The sequence below is a fragment of the Vreelandella arcis genome (assembly GCF_900103865.1).
In the GTDB taxonomy this organism is placed as follows: Bacteria; Pseudomonadota; Gammaproteobacteria; order Pseudomonadales; family Halomonadaceae; genus Vreelandella; species Vreelandella arcis.
In genome coordinates, this window is sequence record NZ_FNII01000009.1 from 74,742 (window position 1) to 92,890 (window position 18,149).

Annotated in this window: 22 protein-coding genes; 21 read left to right on the plus strand and 1 reads right to left on the minus strand. The window is 51.1% G+C overall.

Features of this window, described 5'->3' with window-relative positions:
• Window positions 1-25: 25 nt before the first annotated feature.
• Window positions 26-547 carry a zinc ribbon-containing protein gene (locus BLR97_RS12185; RefSeq protein WP_089706809.1) on the plus strand — a complete coding sequence of 174 codons (522 nt, stop codon included), beginning with the start codon at window positions 26-28 and terminating at the stop codon, window positions 545-547.
• A gap of 19 nt (window positions 548-566) precedes the next feature.
• Here the strand turns inward: BLR97_RS12185 and BLR97_RS12190 are convergent, their stop codons facing one another.
• Window positions 567-1,880, minus strand: coding sequence for a hypothetical protein (locus BLR97_RS12190; RefSeq protein ID WP_089706810.1), 1,314 nt, complete (start codon window positions 1,878-1,880; stop codon window positions 567-569).
• Window positions 1,881-2,996: 1,116 nt separating this feature from the next.
• Between BLR97_RS12190 and BLR97_RS12195 the strand changes: the two genes are divergently transcribed.
• From BLR97_RS12195 to BLR97_RS12285, 20 genes are all read left to right on the plus strand, one after another.
• Entirely contained in the window at window positions 2,997-4,097 is a 1,101-nt protein-coding gene (locus BLR97_RS12195; RefSeq protein ID WP_089706811.1) for an IS630 family transposase, read from the plus strand.
• On the plus strand, window positions 4,069-6,402 hold the full coding sequence (locus tag BLR97_RS12200) for an AAA family ATPase (RefSeq protein ID WP_244511299.1): 2,334 nt from the start codon (window positions 4,069-4,071) through the stop codon (window positions 6,400-6,402). Before BLR97_RS12195 ends, BLR97_RS12200 begins: the two co-directional genes overlap by 29 nt.
• Window positions 6,403-6,592: 190 nt before the next feature.
• The gene (locus BLR97_RS19955; RefSeq protein ID WP_244511300.1) at window positions 6,593-7,516 is read left to right on the plus strand and encodes a transposase; all 924 of its coding nucleotides are present in this window, start codon (window positions 6,593-6,595) and stop codon (window positions 7,514-7,516) included.
• Complete coding sequence (locus BLR97_RS19960; RefSeq protein WP_244511301.1) at window positions 7,513-8,163, plus strand: transposase; 651 nt, start codon at window positions 7,513-7,515, stop codon at window positions 8,161-8,163. Before BLR97_RS19955 ends, BLR97_RS19960 begins: the two co-directional genes overlap by 4 nt.
• Window positions 8,164-8,429: 266 nt before the next feature.
• The gene (locus BLR97_RS20095; RefSeq protein WP_089706917.1) at window positions 8,430-8,651 is read left to right on the plus strand and encodes a GDCCVxC domain-containing (seleno)protein; all 222 of its coding nucleotides are present in this window, start codon (window positions 8,430-8,432) and stop codon (window positions 8,649-8,651) included.
• Window positions 8,652-8,777: 126 nt separating this feature from the next.
• Entirely contained in the window at window positions 8,778-9,398 is a 621-nt protein-coding gene (locus BLR97_RS12215) for a DUF1989 domain-containing protein (RefSeq protein WP_089706812.1), read from the plus strand.
• A gap of 137 nt (window positions 9,399-9,535) precedes the next feature.
• On the plus strand, window positions 9,536-9,904 hold the full coding sequence (locus tag BLR97_RS12220) for a DUF3703 domain-containing protein (protein WP_089706918.1): 369 nt from the start codon (window positions 9,536-9,538) through the stop codon (window positions 9,902-9,904).
• 87 nt (window positions 9,905-9,991) lie between these two features.
• Entirely contained in the window at window positions 9,992-10,465 is a 474-nt protein-coding gene (locus BLR97_RS12225; protein ID WP_089706813.1) for a hypothetical protein, read from the plus strand.
• Between the two features lie 66 nt (window positions 10,466-10,531).
• The gene (locus BLR97_RS12230) at window positions 10,532-11,092 is read left to right on the plus strand and encodes a hypothetical protein (RefSeq protein WP_089706814.1); all 561 of its coding nucleotides are present in this window, start codon (window positions 10,532-10,534) and stop codon (window positions 11,090-11,092) included.
• 48 nt (window positions 11,093-11,140) lie between these two features.
• Window positions 11,141-11,932: a hypothetical protein gene (locus tag BLR97_RS12235; RefSeq protein ID WP_139172944.1), complete on the plus strand. Its 792-nt coding sequence runs from the start codon at window positions 11,141-11,143 to the stop codon at window positions 11,930-11,932.
• Window positions 11,933-12,030: 98 nt separating this feature from the next.
• The gene (locus BLR97_RS12240; protein ID WP_089706816.1) at window positions 12,031-12,420 is read left to right on the plus strand and encodes a hypothetical protein; all 390 of its coding nucleotides are present in this window, start codon (window positions 12,031-12,033) and stop codon (window positions 12,418-12,420) included.
• 98 nt (window positions 12,421-12,518) lie between these two features.
• Window positions 12,519-12,917, plus strand: coding sequence for a 4-fold beta flower protein (locus BLR97_RS20175; protein ID WP_422821921.1), 399 nt, complete (start codon window positions 12,519-12,521; stop codon window positions 12,915-12,917).
• Window positions 12,918-13,046: 129 nt separating this feature from the next.
• Window positions 13,047-13,325: a type II toxin-antitoxin system RelE/ParE family toxin gene (locus tag BLR97_RS12250; RefSeq protein WP_089706818.1), complete on the plus strand. Its 279-nt coding sequence runs from the start codon at window positions 13,047-13,049 to the stop codon at window positions 13,323-13,325.
• The gene (locus BLR97_RS12255; RefSeq protein WP_089706819.1) at window positions 13,325-13,618 is read left to right on the plus strand and encodes a HigA family addiction module antitoxin; all 294 of its coding nucleotides are present in this window, start codon (window positions 13,325-13,327) and stop codon (window positions 13,616-13,618) included. Before BLR97_RS12250 ends, BLR97_RS12255 begins: the two co-directional genes overlap by 1 nt.
• 310 nt (window positions 13,619-13,928) lie before the next feature.
• On the plus strand, window positions 13,929-14,471 hold the full coding sequence (locus BLR97_RS12260; protein WP_089706820.1) for a macro domain-containing protein: 543 nt from the start codon (window positions 13,929-13,931) through the stop codon (window positions 14,469-14,471).
• A gap of 77 nt (window positions 14,472-14,548) precedes the next feature.
• Complete coding sequence (locus BLR97_RS12265) at window positions 14,549-14,968, plus strand: GFA family protein (protein WP_089706821.1); 420 nt, start codon at window positions 14,549-14,551, stop codon at window positions 14,966-14,968.
• A gap of 67 nt (window positions 14,969-15,035) precedes the next feature.
• On the plus strand, window positions 15,036-15,512 hold the full coding sequence (locus BLR97_RS12270) for an OsmC family protein (RefSeq protein WP_089706822.1): 477 nt from the start codon (window positions 15,036-15,038) through the stop codon (window positions 15,510-15,512).
• 231 nt (window positions 15,513-15,743) lie between these two features.
• On the plus strand, window positions 15,744-16,391 hold the full coding sequence (locus BLR97_RS12275) for a DUF2268 domain-containing putative Zn-dependent protease (protein WP_089706823.1): 648 nt from the start codon (window positions 15,744-15,746) through the stop codon (window positions 16,389-16,391).
• A gap of 178 nt (window positions 16,392-16,569) precedes the next feature.
• On the plus strand, window positions 16,570-17,136 hold the full coding sequence (locus BLR97_RS12280; protein ID WP_089706824.1) for a histidine phosphatase family protein: 567 nt from the start codon (window positions 16,570-16,572) through the stop codon (window positions 17,134-17,136).
• A gap of 117 nt (window positions 17,137-17,253) precedes the next feature.
• On the plus strand, window positions 17,254-17,754 hold the full coding sequence (locus BLR97_RS12285; RefSeq protein ID WP_089706825.1) for a hypothetical protein: 501 nt from the start codon (window positions 17,254-17,256) through the stop codon (window positions 17,752-17,754).
• Window positions 17,755-18,149: the final 395 nt, after the last annotated feature.

Here is an 18,149-nt window from a genome sequence, read left to right on the forward strand (position 1 = left end):
CCGCGTCGACAAAAGGAGAAGTACCATGAGTGAACAACGCAATGATCATCGCCTACGCGAGGGCTACGAACGCTTGCTGGAGCGGATGCAGGACGGCGCTGACGAGCTAACCTGGGAAAATCTGCAAAAGGATCTGGACGACGCAGTCGAGTTTGAGGCGGAGCTGGAAGAATACACCAAAGACGAGTTGGCCCTGCTGCGCGCCTGGGTAGAGCGTGACCTGAAAGACATGCGCTACTTTATGGCAGATACCGGCAAACAGGTGGCCACCTGGCTGGGTATTGATATTGAAGGCCTTTCACGCCGGGTGGTGGAATCGCTGTTATCGATTGCCGACCGTAGTGTCGTCGACCGTGAGCGCTTTGCCGAGGATCTGGAAGCCGCCCGTGCCGACTATTGCGAAGGCGAAATGGCTGCTCCCGGCCTGCTGGCCTGCGTGCATTGCGACGCTCAGGTCATGCTGCCTAACGTGGCGCGTATCGACCCATGCCACCAATGCGGCCACCGCTATTTCTACCGCATTCCGAGCACCGTCGTCGAGACGTGATAACCCCGCATCGATAACCCTAGTCGACTAGCACACTGATGCCTGCGATCGCCCCCAGCGAAAGCAGGCTCATCACGCCGGCATAAAGCAGGTTGTTGGTCATCATCCGGTAACCGCTCATCCCGTAACGCCCCTGCAGCGACAGGTTGATGCCCGATAGCGGCCCTACGCTAGTACCCACCGCCCAGGAACACAGCGCCACCATGGCAAACAGCGTTTGCTCGCTGCCTTGTAAGTTGAGTATTGATGCCAATACCGACACGCCGATAATCGGATGCAGCCCGGCCAGTGCACTTAGCGAAATGGCGACGAAGCTGATCATCGCCTGGGGCGCGCCAAAGTGGGCAAACAAGTTCCAATCGCTTCCGGCCGCCGCTGATACCAGGGTGGAAAGCCCCAGCGTTAATAACCCAGCCGCTAAAAACAGCGAAATTTCCCCGCGCATGGCAGGTAACCGGATGAGGGTATGCTGGCGCACGCGCCGTAGGGTATAACGCGGCCCGTCGCGCAGGTTGCTAAGTACGGCAACGCTCGGCAGGAGAAAGGTAATAATGCTGACAATGGTAAGCGAGGGTGCCACCCAAAAATGAAACAGCATCACCAGCGCCGCCATGCTAACCGGCATCAACAGGCTGCGCGGCGCCAACGAAAAGCCATCGACTTCGGCAAGGTCAAATCGCCGACGTAGTTCTAACGTGGTTAACAGCCCCGAGAGCATCGCCAAGGGAAAACCGACCATAGCAATTTGTGCATACTCAACTTCGGGCGCCAATGAAAGAACCACACCCATTGAGGCAAAAAACGGTGACCACAGCGCCGCGCTGGTCAGTCCACGGTTCAACGCCAATAACTGAGGCGTGGTAAGCGGCCCCCGTCGGGCGAGCTTATCGCCGACCATAAACACGGTGGAAAGATTTAAGATCGTGCCCAAAAAGTGCACGCCCAGCCAGGTGCGCAGCACACCGCCCGCGCCGGTGACGCGGCTGCCCGACGCCCCCTTACTGCCTTGCTTGCCAATCAACGAAATAAAGCTAACGCCCACCAGCATCGCCACCACAAAGGCATTGCCCTGAAGCATGGCGGGCCAATCCACCTCGGCGCCGTACACAAACTGTGCCACCAGCAACATGCCCGCGCCCAGTGCAATCAACACCTCCGCCTGGATACGTGAACGCCGGGGAATATCCCGCCATAGCAAAAAAGCCCCCGCCCACAGCAAATAGCTCACCGCGTGAATCGTTGTCACCCAGCCGGTAAACCCCACTATTTGCGCCATCAAACCAAGCAGAATCAGCACACCCGCCAAACGCTGCCGAGGAGTCGTCTCTTGCATCGCAATCCCTTACTGGTTGAGTTAGCAGGCTAATCGGGTTTGCAACGGAAGGCCAGCCCCGAACCGACCGGCAAGGGCCGCAACACCCTGGGTGCGGTAAAAGCTCCCATCAAAATGCACAGAAATCCCCCGCGCCACGCAACCCCCTACAAGCACCACATCAATGTAGGAGCCAGACTTGTCGGGCGATTGATAAGGCCACAACACTTAACGCATGCATGGGTTCAGTAAAGGCATTAGCAGAAATACACATAAATTCAAAATGTTACGCCACCCACTACAAGCACTACACCAATGTAGGAGCCAGACTTTTCGGGCGATTGATAAGGCCACAACACCTAACGCATGCATGGATTCAAGAAAGGCACCCACCAAAATGCCCAGAAATCCACAGCACCACGCAACCCCCTAAAAGCACCACACCCATGCAGGAGCCAGACTAGCCGAGCGATGATATGACCAAAACCCCGCCATGAAATCGCGGTGGTGAATGCCATAGCAAAAAACGTTGTACCTGCTTTGCAATGCCAAATAAAACTGAGTAACGTCAACGATATAACGTCTGTTTAATTTGAAATAGGCGATTAAGATTGGTGAGACGGTCGCAAGGGGAGTGTTTTAACGCATCCCAGACGCACCGGGGCGGTAGCTTGCATTCGTTTAGCGTATATGTTTTTCCGGTACGTGGGCTGTAGCGCTTTACTCGCATAACAGCTTTCACACGATCCATTAGTTTCGGGGATCTGCTTTGCATATCCATTTGGTGTCGATCCCCTGATGGTGGGTATGCATACAGTATTATTGAGCTTGGCAAAACGCGCAAACGTGCGAATTCTGAAAATGTAGCCTAATTAATATTAATTTAATTGAAAATCATGTGGTTACACGCGAAAAGGTAGGCTACATTTGCTAAGTAAACATGCAGGCGCGTTTATGCAGTCATAGGACGCGCCGTCTAATACCTGTTATGTGCCGGTTGGGCGCTACTGAGTGCTGGATGGTTGGCGATTGGGGGATTTACAGAGGCTAAATAATGCTAGTGTGGTGTTTCACAAGTTGACCCCATAAATATAGACTATCCTGATACCTGAATTTCGCACCATTGCTGGAGGTATTATGGCCAAGCAAGGTCGGCCTGCCACCCAGATTACCGTCACAAACGATCAGTTGGCTGAGCTGAATCGGCGAGTGGCCGCTCGGAAAGGGCCTGCCGATGAGCGACTCCGCGCCTTGATCATATTGGGTTGCAAAGACGGTGAGCCCGGCACATCGATTGGTAAGCGATTGGGTGTCACTGCACAAACGGTCTCGAGGTGGCGGCGGCGCTTTGCTGCCTATGGTCTGGACGGCTTGAATGATGAAGTTCGTAGTGGCCGTCCACGATCAATTTCCGACGACGTGATTCAGGATGTCATTGATCGGGTACGAAAGGAAAAGCCAGAAGATGCCAGCCACTGGAGCACGCGCTCCATGAGCGAAGTGACAGGGATTTCCCCGGCCAGTGTGCATCGGATATGGCGGGCCTTCGGCCTCAAACCCCACAGGGAGAAGACGTTCAAACTGTCTACTGATCCGGCTTTCGTCGACAAGGTGCATGACGTCGTCGGTCTCTACATGGATCCTCCTGACCGGGCGATCGTCCTGTCGGTTGACGAGAAGAGCCAGATTCAGGCACTCAACCGTACCCAGCCAGGCCTGCCATTAACCTTTGGGCAGCCTGAGACACGTACCCACGACTATAAACGTCATGGCACGACCTCGTTGTTTGCGGCACTAGACATTGCGACCGGTGAAGTCATTGGTCGCCTCAAGCGGCGGCACCGCAGTGTGGAGTTTCTTGAGTTCCTCAATGCCATCGATCGGTCAGTGCCAGCGGATCTCGATGTCCACCTCATTCTGGACAACTATGGGACACACAAGACCGATAAGGTAAAGGCCTGGTTGGCGGAGAGGCCGCGCTATCATGTTCATTTCACGCCAACGTCAGCATCATGGTTGAATCTGGTAGAACGATTCTTTTCCACGATCAGCGAGAGGTGGATCAAGCGTCAGGCGCACACAAGCGTGAAGGACTTGGAAGATTCTATTCGGCACTACCTGTCGGTCTATAACGAGAACCCAAAGCCTTTCCAGTGGCGGAAAACTGCTGACCAGATAGTGGCGTCGGTGGGTCGAGCCGCATCAGCTCTTGATCGGCGCACCGACAAGTCAGATTAATTATGCGAACTTGAGAATCACCACACTAGAAAGAATACACCGAGTTAAGGGAATTGGCCTTCTCCATGATGCAGACGGCAGGCAGCATGCTTTTAAGAAGGCAACTCTTGTTTATGCTGATAACGGAGTAGGAAAGTCTACTCTCGCGTCTATCTTTCGGTCTTGTGCTTATAATGATTCTGATTTGATCCGTCGCCGAAAAACGATAGATGGCAGCCACCAACCCGAGGTTCTCCTTCAATTCTCGAATGGGCAGCAGTCGGCGTTTGCAAACAGTAGTTGGAGCAACCCACATCCAGAACTGCTGGTCTTCGATGCGGACTTTGTAGAGCAAAACGTATACGCGGGCGGTCAGGTAACGACTGATCAGAGGAAGAACCTACTTCAATTTGCGTTGGGAACCAGCGCAGTGAACGCTCAACGTGAGTACGATCAAGCTGACAATGATGCGCTTGCGGCATCTCAATCGGTAAGAGACCTCACTAATCAGCTGACTGGGTTTCATCGGGGAGTTTCACTGCAACAGTTCCGAGACCTAGCGGAAGTGGCAGATGCGGACGACCAGATCGCAGCGTTAAACGAACGTATTGTTGAAGCACAGAATATCGGCGTAATCCAAGCGAAAGCTATGCCTAAGAAGTTGGATGAGCCAGCTTTTGATGTTGCTCAAATCTTCGATATATTTGAAAGCTCGCTAGCCGATATTGATCTGGCCGCAGAGCAACGAGTCAAGCAGCACTTAGACGCTCATGCCAAGCCGAACCTTGAAAGATGGATCAGTGATGGCCACGCCTTTGGAGAGATGGAAAGTTGCCCATATTGCAACCAACCACTTGAAGGGGTCGATCTCATACAAGCCTATCGCAGCTATTTCAATCAGGATTACAACCAACTGAAGGCTTCTGTCGCTGATCTGATCAGACTAATATCAATTACAACGCCCGAAGCAATCATCGAAAGACTTCAAGCGAGTTTTGCGACCGCTAGCGCGATCATTGACGGTTGGCAGGAGCATGTTGAGATACCTCCTCCAGAATTTGATGGTGAGGCTGCGAAGCAAAAATTAGCTACCATAAGAGGCCGTCTTGATGCTCTAAGGCTTGCCAAAGAAGCAAATCTCCTTGAATCAGTAGGTTCCGACGACACGAAGAATGAACTGATTGGCATCTGGAATGAACTCATTGGAATAGTGAAGTCGTGTAATGACGGTATAGACCATGCAGTTAACCTAATCACGGCATACAAGGCGAGCTTGGCCGCTGTGAATCCGGATGGTTTACGTCAGGCAATTACCAATTTGGAGTTGGCGAAGCTTCGACATCGACAGGATGTTATTGATCTCTTCTCTCAACTTGATGCGGCTCTTGCGCAGGAAGTTGCTACTAAGGAAGAAAAGCAAAATAAAAAGGATGCCTTGAATGCCATCATGCAGGCAACGCTCGAACGCTACAAAGGCAGAATAAATCAACTGCTTGGTGATTTCGGTGCGCAATTTTCAATTCCAAACATAGATTTCAACTACAGGGGCGGATTGAGAAGTAATTACAACTTACACATGCGAGGGTCAAATATTGAATTGACCGGAGGCATACCAGATTTTAATACTTCTTTGAGTGAGAGTGACAAACGGACATTAGCATTTGCGTTTTTTATAGCATCTGTTGAGTCTGATCCTGACTTGGCAAATAAAGTCGTTGTCATTGACGACCCTATGTGCAGTTTGGATCTTAATCGCAAGCAGCAAACGCGTTTGATCTTGAAGAGAGTTCATAACGGTTGTGAGCAACTAATCGTGTTGGTTCACGATATTCATTTCATGCGAAGCCTAAGGGATGAAATTTTACGAGCAAGTTCTCCTCAAAATATTGCATGTGTGAAATTGAAAACCGTCGCAAACCGTTATAGTAACTTTGATGCAATTGACGTTGATAAGGAGTGCGAGAGCGCGTACTTCAAATGCCATAGGGTGCTGGGCGAATATTTGAACGGCACAGCGCAGAGCAGCATGGAGGTGGCTAGATCGATAAGGCCTATGCTTGAAGGATACCTGCATCGGCGATTCCCCGGCTTGATAAGCGGTGGTTTGCTCTTTGGGCAGGTCATCGACGCAATCAATAATGCACCACAAGGCAGTCCACTTGTTCATGCGCAGAACATCACCGATGAGTTAAATGACATCAATGGTTACGCCGGCCAGTACCATCACGACACCAATCCATCCGCTGATCAAGTGCAGATCATAGATGGTGAGTTACGGCAATTCGTTGAGCGAGCGATCAATGTTGTTCATGCTGGCATGGCTTAGTCGTTCAGGGTGTGGCGAGCAGGCACATAACAAATCGATGCAGGTGACGTTTGACCCGCCGCCCATTTTTGTTACCACAAAAACGGCCGTCGCCTCAAACGCACCTGAGCTTAGGCGTTGAGGCTGTAGAAAAACCTCGCTGACGGCTATGTTTTGGTAGGATCGAGGAAACAGACGAGGAGTGGTCAGCATGCCGCGCTTCAAGGCTTATAACTACGACCAGAACGCCATGGTGGTGATCAACTACCAAGATCAACTCCAACCCGGCACCTTTGAGCACGCAGTGCATTACCTGATCGAGCATAAACTCGACTTGTCGGTTTTCCATCCTAAGTATCGCAACGATGCGACAGGTCGGCTGGCCTATGATCCGGCCATTCTGCTGAAGATCATCCTGTTTGCCTACTCCAAAGGCATCACCTCCAGTCGCGAGATGCAGTGGTGCTGCGAGACCAATATTATTTTCAAAGCCCTTTCCTGCGATACCGTGCCCCATTTCACCACGCTGGCCAGCTTCGTCAGCCGCCATGCCGATGAGATTGAAGCACTGTTTGAACAAGTGCTGCTGGTGTGCCACGAACAAGGCTTGTTGGGTAACGAACTCTTTGCCATTGACGGCTGTAAGATGTCCTCCGATGCCTCTAAGGAGTGGTCGGGTACGTTCAAAGAGCTGGGCGAGAAGCGGGAGAAACTGAGAGGCCTGATTCGGCATCACCTACTAGAGCACTACGCGCGTGATGAAGCCGAAACGGAAGCCGACCTGGATCGGGACATTCGCCGGGCCAAGACGACCCTCTCGCTAGATGCGGCCATGAACAAATTGGATCGTTTCCTAAAGACGCACAGCCCAAGGATGGGCCGGGGGAAGCGGATCAAGGAAGTGAAGAGCAACCTCACTGATAACGAAAGTGCCAAGATGACCACCAGTAAAGGCACGATCCAGCGCTATAACGGTGTCGCCACAGTGGACAAAAAACACCAAATCATTATTGACGCTCAGGCCTTTGGCGAAGGCCAAGAACACCACACATTGCAGCCAGTATTGGAAACCGTTGAAGCGCGCTTTAAGAAGCTGGGGATGGCGGAGAACATCTACCAGAAAGGCCCGTCGTGACCGCGGATACCGGCTTCGCTAACGAAGCCAATATAAAATACCTGCACGAACGTCAGATCAATGGCTACATCCCCGATAACCAGTTCCGCAGTCGAGATCCGAAGTTCGCCGACCAGAAAGACAAATACGGCAAGCGCCACCAGAACCTACCGGACAAAGGCTGGCGAGAGACGACACCAGCCAGCGCGTTCCAGTTTGATCCTGTAAAGCTAACGTGTACCTGCCCAACCGGCGAAAAATTGACCTATCGAGGGCAACGCGACACCGACAATGGCAAGATCCGAGTACACTTCGAAGGGCGTTTGCTGCAATGTCGGCATTGCCCAAAGAAATACCGATGCATGCAGAACCCGAGCTCTGCCGACCATCGCAACGGTGTTGGCCGCCAAGTGTCTTTTATCATTGAGAACAACCGCTTACCGAATTACACCGACTGGATGAAGCACCGAGTGGATAGCCCGAAGGGCAAGCAGATTTACAGCCATCGCATGTCGGTAGTGGAGCCGGTGTTCGGCAATATTGGCACGACGAAAAGACTGAGCCGGTTCAGTCTACGGGGTAAGAAAAAGGTGCAGGGTCAGTGGCAGTTATACTGCCTGGTGCATAATATTGAGAAGTTAGCGAATTATGGCCAATTGCAGGCGTGAACGGGGGGTAATGCCCGAAAAGTGCGCCTTGGTGAGCCGAGCAAAGGTGAGTTATTAGCGTCGGCACGATGAATCAATGTGGAAGTAACCGTATTAAGAAAATCGGCCAATTTACTAGCCGGACAAATTAATTAAGGCAGCAGGTGGTAGAGATCGCTCGGAAGTGGTTTTTTCTACAGCCTCGTTATAGGCCTAGTCAGTTTCTGTGCTGAGGCACGTCCAGTATGGATGGGGCTGAAATTCTTACCTTTCGGGAGAGCATGGCTATGGTCGATGTAGTCTTGGAATCGACGATCAAGTGTCCGAACTGTGGCCACCAGAAAGAGGAAACCATGCCTACAGACTCATGCCAGTATTTTTACGAGTGTGAGTTTTGCCATGCTTTACTGAAGCCTAAGCATGGAGACTGCTGTGTCTTTTGTTCATACGGCACAGTTCCGTGCCCACCAATTCAACAAGGGTCCGGGTGTTGTGCTCCTGGCCCATAACAAGTCGCAGCAGTACGCGGCCGATGGCCGCCGGACGCCTTTTACGTGGCTCCTTCGTAGCCACTCCAAGGTCGCCGCTGTGCTTTCGGCGTTATGTGCTCAAAGACTCCATCTTGGAGAATGTAGATGGAAGATGATTTTGAAGTTGAGAGACACCAGCAATACCGCACCGAAATACCGCCACAATCGGGGCGAGGCTTCCGAGTGCAGAAGGGTGAATGCTTGCGTGTGATTGACCCCGAGGGCCAACAGGTTGCTGACTTGTGGGCGTTCGTCGTGAGCAGCGATGGAGTCGATTGGCTTAGCACCTCGCAAACACGGGACATTACAGAACGAATGTTTCCTGTTCCTGGCAAGAGCTTTTACAGCGAACAGGCTAACCAGGTCTTGACGCTCATCGAAGACAACTCACCCTGTCCCCACGATATGCTTTTTCCTGCATGCAACCGTGGGCTTTATGAGCGCGCCGGTTTCCGGAGCCACCCGAACTGTCGAGATAACCTCCTGGGTATCCTGTCCAAAGCTGGTATTTCCCTCCCGATTGTTCCTGACCCGGTCAATCTGTTCCAGCGATCCGAGCCGCAACCCGACGGTCGGCTTGAAGTGATTGCATCAGACAATCCCCCCGGTGGAAACGTGCTGCTGCGAGCCGATGCTGATTTATTTGTCGTGATCACGGCCTGTTCCGTGGACTATCATCCAACAAACGGTGGGTGCTGCACAGGCATCGTCGTAGAGCACCAGTGACTTGTTGCAGAGTCGCGGAAGGTGAGGTGCTGACGGGGAGCCCTACACATAACCAAGCCAAGCACGGCGACAGCTTTTCCGTCGCCACTGCAACGCTGCGCGTGTTGGCGGCGTTATACCCCTACGAGGAGGGCCTTATGCAAGGTACATTTACACAGCGAGTAGCCTTCTATGTCGAGGCGGAGTTATCGAGTGCCAGGGAGGCAAGCTCAGCAGGTGATCCTCAGCAAGAATTTAGTCATTTGGAGCGGGCGCATGTGCTTGGGCAGGAATCAACGTATTGGCACGTTAGGATCCATGTGCTGATGTTGGCATGGGCTATCCGCAATGGTTCAATCCGGGAAGCGCTGGGTCAGCTATTTCGTATTGTTGGCGCTGCGACTAAAACCGCTTTTGGCCTAGTGCCGCAAGGTAATACCGGCGGCGCAAATGTCAGTTCTTTTAAAAAAATGCCTATTAATAAGGACTTGGCCGCCTTGATTCAAAAGGCCAAGGCCGGTGTATAACCATACGCGTCACGCGGATGCCCTTTACGCCGCTCGGCTCTGTAAAGGTCACCGGTGCGCTCTGCGTTACATTTTTCTGGAGAGTATGTGATTAACCGAATAGAAAATTGGATTGATGAAACCAATCGTGAATATCAATCCCAGCGCTATTCGTGCTCAACGTTTGAGGCTTCATTTAGTGGTTTCTATCCGCCTCACTTTTTGAGGGGGTCGTATTTTGTGGTTGTGGAGGATATCCCTAAGCCTAATTTCCCCGAACTGCGCCAAATGGGACTCGGTGATTTTATTGATATGCCTGTGAACGGCATTACCTACAAGAACACCTACTATGTAGTCCCAAAGCAGGCAAGTACTCTTCGGCTGCACTTTCATGAGCTCGTTCATGTAGTTCAGTGGAGCATACTCGGTGCAGAGGGTTTCATAAGTCGGTACATAAACGAGATTCAAAGCTTTGGTTATAACTCCGCTCCGTTAGAGAAAATGGCTTATTTCCTGGATGACCACTATCATTCTGGAGGTTCACCCCTGGATGTGCCAAGCTATGTGGAATCCAAAATGTAACAAGCGCGTTAAATGCGACACTCGTACCTCGCGCGCTTTACGCGGGCGTTATATTTAAGGGAACTGATGAACCGAGTCTATCTTGACAACAATGTGTGGGATTTCGCCTATCAAAATTATGTTGATTTGACGGCCTATTTTCCTCGTGATAAGTTCGCTCTAGCGATCAGTAAGCATGGTCGCTTTGAAATAAATCAGATGCCTGATAAGCCATGCACGGTCGGGCTCAAGAAATACATCTTCTCACTCCTCGGTAGCGATATAGAGGAAGTCCACACCTTTGGCTTCAAAGATCCGCGTTATCCAGATGATGAGCAGCGATCCTCAGGATTTGGTGCGGGTGGCTTTAGTTCCGTTTTTGAGAACAATGAACGGAAAAGGTTGAACGCCCTGTTTGGTGGGCAGGGAAAAAGGAAAGATGCCTTGATTCTTAACAAACAAGAGGCCGATATCGAGCTTGGAGCACTGTCCGTGCACAATTACGTCCTGACACTCGACAAAAAGCCAGGGCCACTCAAAAGTGCCAGTGAAAATGGTGGTAAAGTCATTTTCCTTAACGAGCTTTCGTCATCACTTGATCCAAGTGTTCTACAGCAGGCCGCAGATCAAATTGACGGAAAAATATAACCATCCGCTGTTGCCGGACAATTTTTCCACCGCTTCGCGGTTCCAAAATTGCCGCAAAGCTTCGCGTTAGGCGGAAGGAGCTTTAGCATCAAAGCATTATTGAAAAGTCTTTTGCCAGAAATGTTAGGAGCTACTTTCGCAGTTGTTCTTATGGCATTTGCGTATATTTTGTTCTCTTTTTCATTGGAGGTAACCTCCTCTCCAGGCTTTTCAAAGTTAGCCGACAAGGTCGTGAATGGAGATGTCAGCTTATTACCTGTCACGGTTGTAGTGGCAATATTACTTTTTATAGTTAAAGAGGTGTTAGAGTTTTTCAAAAAGAGACGAGAGTCAAAGAGAAAGCTCTTTGCTTACAAATCATTAATTTCTGAAGAGTTAGAGTTGAATCTATGGGCATATAAAAGGTTACTCATGATTGTGAAAGACATAGAAAGTCAGGAAGAAGAGCATCCAAACGCTAATTATACGCTTCTTATAAAAGAGTCTGGTCAAGAGTATATCCACGGATATGATGGCGATGATTTGATAGAGAGCTGCCCGATACCGATAGTACACGACAAATACTACGAAAAGTTTATTGCCAGCATTGCTGAACTAGATTCTAACTTATTCGATCTTGCTCAATCATCATACGAAGAAGTACGAAATATGGCCCACGTTAGAAGTGGTTTAATTAAGGGACTTCTTGCCGAAGAAAATGATGAGCCCTTTCCGCATGACATAAGAAAGAGTGGATTTTTAGACTACGCGAAATTTGAATTGGCGGATACATTTACGGCAATGAATGCACTCTACAAGGAGTGTACTGGCAATGAATTACAGCAGCACCGACTTAGATAAGACTAACAAGCGCATGTTGTCGGACTGTTTTTCCGCTGCGCTTCAAACCAGCCGCAAATGCGGGCGTTATATCGATTTTGGCGTTCGAGTAAGCACTTATGATGAATGTGGAGCACCCGTTCTGGTTTAATCGTCGTTTTTTGCTCGTGCTAGCGATACTGATATGTGTTGCTTCTTTCTGTGCAACTGTATTTTGGGGTTATAGGGATGACCTATTTGCCAGCGCAGGTGCAGTAGTCACCATTTGCGGTATTTTCTTGAACATAAAACACACGATGGCATTTCATCTCAAAATACCTTTGATCGACAAATATCACATCAAGGCGGGAGCTGGCCCAATGGGTACCAAGACTCTAAGCAAAGAGATGGAAAGCTGGGTCCTGGGAGTCCTTGCTGATGAGAAATATGGCGTTGGTTTCATGGTAGTCGGCACCGTGATTTGGGCTTACGGAACAGCTTTGGTACAGGAAGCTATGGGATGGATATAACCAGTTGTTGTAGGTTGTTCCGGCCTATGGCCTCCACCGGACGCCCCTGGCGGGGCGCCGCTAAACAAAAGCGTTAGGCACATTTGTTGGAGAATAAAATGGAAGACGAATGTCCATACCCAGATGAAGTAGTGACATTTTACTGTGCAACGGGTAGGGCAGTTTTTTATCTAAGAGATCAAAAGTGGTTCTATCATTATGATGGTACCCCATTAGCATATCTCCATAATAATCAGTATGTTGTTTCTTTTTCCGGTCGATATTTAGGCTGGGTTCACAATGGTAGTGTTTATTCATTTCTAGATGGCACATGTGCTTTTTTTACCAAATATTCCTCAGGTGGGCCTTCTCGCCCTTCGAGACAGTCAAGGCCTTCTCGCGGGTCAAGACAATCCCGCCCTTCAAGATCATCAAAAGAGTCCAGGCCCTCAAAACCAAGTAGAAAAAGCAGTTGGTCAGCCAATAGCGACGAATCGTTTTTCCCAGACTATGAGTGATATGCCTAACCAGTGCATTAAGTTTGTTTCGGCCCAAATAGGCCTCCACCGGACGGCCTTGTCAGGCCGCCGCTTATGCAGGCGTTAAGCTCTGTTGTTGCGTGATGCGCAACATGCTAAGATCTCCCCATGATTAAATCATTCCGTCACAAAGGACTGAAGCGGTTTTACTCGACTGGCAACACGTCAGGCATACAGCCTGACCACGCCAAGAAGCTGCGCATGCAGCTGGCTGCCCTGGATACAGCGACTTCGGTGGAAGACATGGACATCCCCGGTTTTCGGCTTCATCTATTGAAGGGTAAAGACAAAGGGCGGTGGTCGATTCGGGTGAACGGAAACTGGCGCATGACGTTCGAATTTCAGGACGGCAACGCCTACATTCTTGATTATGAGGATTATCACTGATGACTATGCATAATCCCCCACATCCCGGTGAGTTCATCCGAGAGGTTTACTTGGAGCCTTTCGGTATCAGCTCCCGCCAGCTTGCGTCCAACCTGGGCGTCTCGCCCTCTACGTTGTCTCGGCTTCTCAAAGGGGCTAGTGGTATTAGCCCGGAAATGTCCTTGCGGCTATCCAAGGTTCTCGGTCGCACTCCTGAGAGCTGGTTGGCAATGCAGGATATGTACGATCTTTGGGTGGCCCGCAATACGGTCAACCTGGATGGCATTCATCCCCTGGACTTCGAAGCAGCTTAACCAGTGGCTGTTGTCCGACGCGCCTACGCTAGCGCTCCGGCACGCCGCAAAGCCATGGCGCACAAAAATATGACCCATAAAGATTGCTCTCATAGCCATCGACATGCAGCGCGGCATGAAAGGATCCGATGCAGGAGCGAGTAACAAGGCTGGCACCGCGATTGATAAGATTCGCGAAGCCGGTGCGGTCATAAAGGGCAATGCATGAACCAAAGCTCTTTTTCAGTCTACACTTTCAATATTTGCCGCAGTCACCAAGGTTCAGCAACACTAGAGCCTGCATGATACGTGGCAATAGACGGAGGAGCCTATGAGCGACAACCGCATCAGCGTGCAGTGCGTGGTGGGTGATATTGCCCAGCAGCCCGATGTCGATGCCGTGGTCAATGCTGCCAATGCGCAATTGAGAACCGGCGGTGGCGTCGCCGGGGCGCTTCATCGCGCTGCCGGGCCAGGCTTGGCGGAAGAAGGGCGGCCTATGGCGCCTATCTCCCCGGGCCAGGCGGTACTTACAGGCGGCCATGATCTGCCTAACCGGTGGGTGATTCATTGTCTGGGCCCGGTGTATGGCGTGGATAAGCCCGAGGATCAGTTGCTGGCAGACTGCTACCGCAATGTGCTGACACTGGCTGACGAGCACGGCATTGAGCGGCTGGCCTTTCCGGCGCTCTCCACTGGCGCCTTTGGCTACCCGGTGGAGCAGGCCGCACAAGTATGCGCGACGACCCTTGAAGCCATACTGCCCACCTTGCACAAAGTGCGCCTGATCCGCGTTGTTTTATTCGATGAAGCTGCCCGGCAAACACTCCACGAAGCATTATCTCAACGCTTGACCATCGATCCAGCGGGCTAGCAGCTGCGTTTCCTCCCTTATTGAGACGGCAGTGGGGGGCATCAGAGTTGATGTAAGCACAACTGAAGGAGACCAAGATGGCATCTATCACACAGCGTCAGGGGGCCTGCCTGTGCGGTCTGGTCAGCGTCACTGTTACCACCAACAGCAACCATGTCGGCGTTTGTCACTGCTCAATGTGTCGAAAGTGGGGTGGTGGCCCTATGTTTGCGGTTGAGTTTGCCGGTGATGTGGACTTCCAAGGCACAGAGCATATATCCACCTTTAGTTCCTCAGAATGGGCCGAACGTGGTTTCTGCCAGCGGTGTGGCACTCATCTCTTCTATCGCTTAAAGCAGGATGGTCATTACGCGCTTCCCGTTGGTCTTCTTGATGGCTCGGATGATTGGCAAATAACCGAGCAAATATTCATCGACCAAAAGCCACGCTACTATTCGCTAGCAGAAAAAACCAAGCAGCTGACCGGCGAAGAAGTGTTCGCTCAGTATGGTGGATAAAGGCCGATCGACGGGTGCGTCTCCGTTTAAGCGATGAGGCGGGTCATTTCTGAAGAGGGAAGCATCAATGTCAGAAAAAGGTCGGCACGATTATGCCGCTACCGTTGTCTGGACGGGGAATTCAGGCGAAGGTACCAAACATTATCGCGCCTTCTCGCGTGACCACGAGATAACGTGCGCCAGTAAACCGACAGTATTCGGATCGGCAGATCCCGCATTCCTGGGCGACTCGTCCCGTTATAACCCGGAAGAGCTATTGCTAAGCTCGCTCTCGGCATGCCATATGCTTTGGTATCTGCATCTGTGTGCCAACGCTGGCATTACGGTAACGGAGTATATAGACAACGCCACAGGGCGAATGATTGAGACGACCAATGGCAGTGGCTATTTCGAGAGCGTAACGCTGAAGCCAAGCATCCGAATAGGGGCGGCTGACGATAGCGAGCTTGCCAAATCTCTCCACGATAAAGCGCATTCGTTCTGCTTTATTGCCAATTCCGTCAATTTTGACGTCGGATGTGAGCCTGAGGTTCTTGCTGGATAATAAACTTGCCTAATAAGTGCAGGTATTAGTCTCTGTCGGAAAACTGGCTGCGCTCGACCATACTGCGTTAAAAATCGGCTCGTGCGCGAGTCCGATCCGTCTTTTCGCCGATTTTTGCCTTGTCTGGCCTTCGCTCACCGACTTCTCAGACAAAGCCTACGGGTATGAACATAGCCTTGCGTAGGATGTGTAAAAGCTGAAGAGCATCGTATCAAGCAAGTAGGAGGCCACATGGCACAATGGACAGTGCACTACGCAAATGCCTGCGGGCAACTCGATGGTTGGATCGAACGTATCAGCGAGGGGATAGAAGAAGCGCGCTATCGAGCCGAGCAAGTGTCGACGGCAATCAACCTGGATGTAGTGGTGCAGGTCTGGCCCGGATGTGTCATCGAGTGCCGAGGATTTGTCGGTTATGCACCTACGGGCACCATGATGCAGCTAACACTCGACCCAGGTAATGCCCATTTCGCCGACAGTATGGGGGAACCGTTCGAACGTATGGTGGTACACGAGCTCCACCATGTGATGCGTTGGCGAGGGCCAGGGTATGGCAGAACCCTGGGAGAAGCCCTGGTCTCCGAGGGGCTGGCGGGCCATTTTTGCCGCCAACTCTATGGTTCAGCGCCTGAGCCTTGGGAATCTGCGTTAAGTGATAAAGAGACAGTTGCTTGCGCCATGAAGGCAGAGCAAGAGTGGAGCATGCCATCTTACCGGCATGAAGCATGGTTCTTTGGCCAAGGAGAGCTTCCTCATTGGGCCGGTTACAGCCTCGGTTATCAGTTAGTCGAAAGATACTTGAAGCACAATGGTGGGCAGAGTGCCGCTTCATTAGTCCATGAGCCTGCTGCCAATTTTTATCCCTATCTATACAGGTAATCTCCTCGCAGAGTAGCAAATTGCAAGGAAACGACATTATGGTCGACGTCTGTTCGGTGATGAACTGTTAGAGGAGATCGATGCTATTTGGGCGCAGCAGATCCCGATTTCCTAGAATAGGATGCACTGGACGGTGCTTTGGGAAGTCACCAATCTCCGGCAGTAGAATAAGGAAGATATGGAAATATTTCTCTTAAGGCATGCAGAGACGAAAGCAAATCGAGATGGAGCGTTGGCAACTGGAAGCGGGGATACGCTCACTCCGCACGGTCGCTCGCAGGCACAAAGCATCATTGAAGGTCTCATGGAGTTTGAGGTCGAAGCCATTTTAAGTTCTCCATATCCCAGGGCCTTGGAAACCATCCGACCATTTGCGCAGGCAGCAAAGCTAGAGGTAGACGTTCATCCCTGTTTGGCTGAAGGGCAGCTAGTACTGGGAGAGTCTCCCGTTCAAGAGGAACTCAAGTACTTCCGCCACACATCTGGTTATGACTATCCTTCTGAACATGAAGCCGCAGGGGCATTTCTGAGTCGCGTTGTGGAGGCTCATAAATTAATCGTATCCCAGCCTTTCGCCAGAGTGCTGGTGGTCACTCACGGCCACATGCTTCGCGAGTTATTAAACAACATTCTTTCCATGCCGAATAAAACGCGATTTCCACATGAGAATTGTGGGCTTACACATGTGTCGGTTGGTGAAGTGAATATGGTCAACTACGTTAACCGGCCGATGTGTTCTAACTAAGCGCTCAGCGGGCCGCCAACTACGCGCTGTTATTGGCTAAGCGTTATGAATAAAAAAGCTTTGCTTTGCTCCCCATGTTGCTATCTTCAAAACACAAAAACCAAAGGAGAATCTCGAATGCGTAATGTCTTGGCGGGTGTCTTACTGCTGCTGCTTTTACCCAATACGGCGTTGTCAGCCGAGCTATGGGGGCCGACCAACGCGGGGATGACGGTGAAGGAGGTTTTGCGGGCGGTGGATGGCGCTTACCGCATTGAGGACGGTGGCCGCCTGGCCACCACGGCGGTAGAAGAAGTCCGCAAGGATGACGTTGAACTGGCGGGCGAGACGTTTACCCAGCAGTTTTACTTCATGAACGGACAGCTTACTCAGGTCACCTTCAAGCTGGACGACGAGCGGGATTTCGACACCAATATGGCGCTGGTGGAGGCGTTGACCAAAGACCTGCGCGAACAATATGGGGAAGAAGCGGATTCTGAAACCACCAAGGCAGGCATCATGAGAAAAGCCAGCGTGAGTTGGATCGAGGGTAACCGCAAGATTGGTATCTTTCTGATGACCATGGGGCAGGATAATTCGTTGATGAAGGTGAACTATCAAGCCTATTTTGGTGATTAGCGACAGAAAGCCTGCTCCTTAACGGAAGTAGCCTGTTGTGCGCGGATTCCTCTAACCGCAATGAGTTTTTATACCGTTATCTTGTGTGTTTTCTGCTTTTGTGAGCGGGTGCCCTCATTTTGATCTCGGGCGCAGACTCGTGCACGTCATTAACTAAAATTAAAAACAGACCCTTACTCTATTACCCCCCGTGGCGCATCCCTTCAGCCGACTACTAGAGCAGGTGGCTTTCGTGGCTGCCGGGGTTGGCGCTGCCCTGTTTGCGTTATCCAGTTTCTCCACAAGTTTAAGACGCAATACATCCAGTACGCAGATGCTTGCGGATATGGCATCGCTGGTCGATTTATTATACAGTTGAGTAACAAGGGCTGCTTTACAGTCGCTGATTATCTTGA

Bases quoted from the DNA above. Each gene is read 5' to 3' on its own strand.
- BLR97_RS12185 (WP_089706809.1), top strand. From the start codon at position 26: ATGAGTGAACAACGCAATGATCATCGCCTACGCGAGGGCTACGAACGC.
- BLR97_RS12190 (WP_089706810.1), bottom strand. From the start codon at position 1,880: ATGCAAGAGACGACTCCTCGGCAGCGTTTGGCGGGTGTGCTGATTCTG.
- BLR97_RS12195 (WP_089706811.1), top strand. From the start codon at position 2,997: ATGGCCAAGCAAGGTCGGCCTGCCACCCAGATTACCGTCACAAACGAT.
- BLR97_RS19955 (WP_244511300.1), top strand. From the start codon at position 6,593: ATGCCGCGCTTCAAGGCTTATAACTACGACCAGAACGCCATGGTGGTG.
- BLR97_RS20095 (WP_089706917.1), top strand. From the start codon at position 8,430: ATGGTCGATGTAGTCTTGGAATCGACGATCAAGTGTCCGAACTGTGGC.
- BLR97_RS12215 (WP_089706812.1), top strand. From the start codon at position 8,778: ATGGAAGATGATTTTGAAGTTGAGAGACACCAGCAATACCGCACCGAA.
- BLR97_RS12220 (WP_089706918.1), top strand. From the start codon at position 9,536: ATGCAAGGTACATTTACACAGCGAGTAGCCTTCTATGTCGAGGCGGAG.
- BLR97_RS12230 (WP_089706814.1), top strand. From the start codon at position 10,532: ATGAACCGAGTCTATCTTGACAACAATGTGTGGGATTTCGCCTATCAA.
- BLR97_RS12240 (WP_089706816.1), top strand. From the start codon at position 12,031: ATGATGAATGTGGAGCACCCGTTCTGGTTTAATCGTCGTTTTTTGCTC.
- BLR97_RS20175 (WP_422821921.1), top strand. From the start codon at position 12,519: ATGGAAGACGAATGTCCATACCCAGATGAAGTAGTGACATTTTACTGT.
- BLR97_RS12250 (WP_089706818.1), top strand. From the start codon at position 13,047: ATGATTAAATCATTCCGTCACAAAGGACTGAAGCGGTTTTACTCGACT.
- BLR97_RS12255 (WP_089706819.1), top strand. From the start codon at position 13,325: ATGACTATGCATAATCCCCCACATCCCGGTGAGTTCATCCGAGAGGTT.
- BLR97_RS12260 (WP_089706820.1), top strand. From the start codon at position 13,929: ATGAGCGACAACCGCATCAGCGTGCAGTGCGTGGTGGGTGATATTGCC.
- BLR97_RS12265 (WP_089706821.1), top strand. From the start codon at position 14,549: ATGGCATCTATCACACAGCGTCAGGGGGCCTGCCTGTGCGGTCTGGTC.
- BLR97_RS12270 (WP_089706822.1), top strand. From the start codon at position 15,036: ATGTCAGAAAAAGGTCGGCACGATTATGCCGCTACCGTTGTCTGGACG.
- BLR97_RS12275 (WP_089706823.1), top strand. From the start codon at position 15,744: ATGGCACAATGGACAGTGCACTACGCAAATGCCTGCGGGCAACTCGAT.
- BLR97_RS12280 (WP_089706824.1), top strand. From the start codon at position 16,570: ATGGAAATATTTCTCTTAAGGCATGCAGAGACGAAAGCAAATCGAGAT.
- BLR97_RS12285 (WP_089706825.1), top strand. From the start codon at position 17,254: ATGCGTAATGTCTTGGCGGGTGTCTTACTGCTGCTGCTTTTACCCAAT.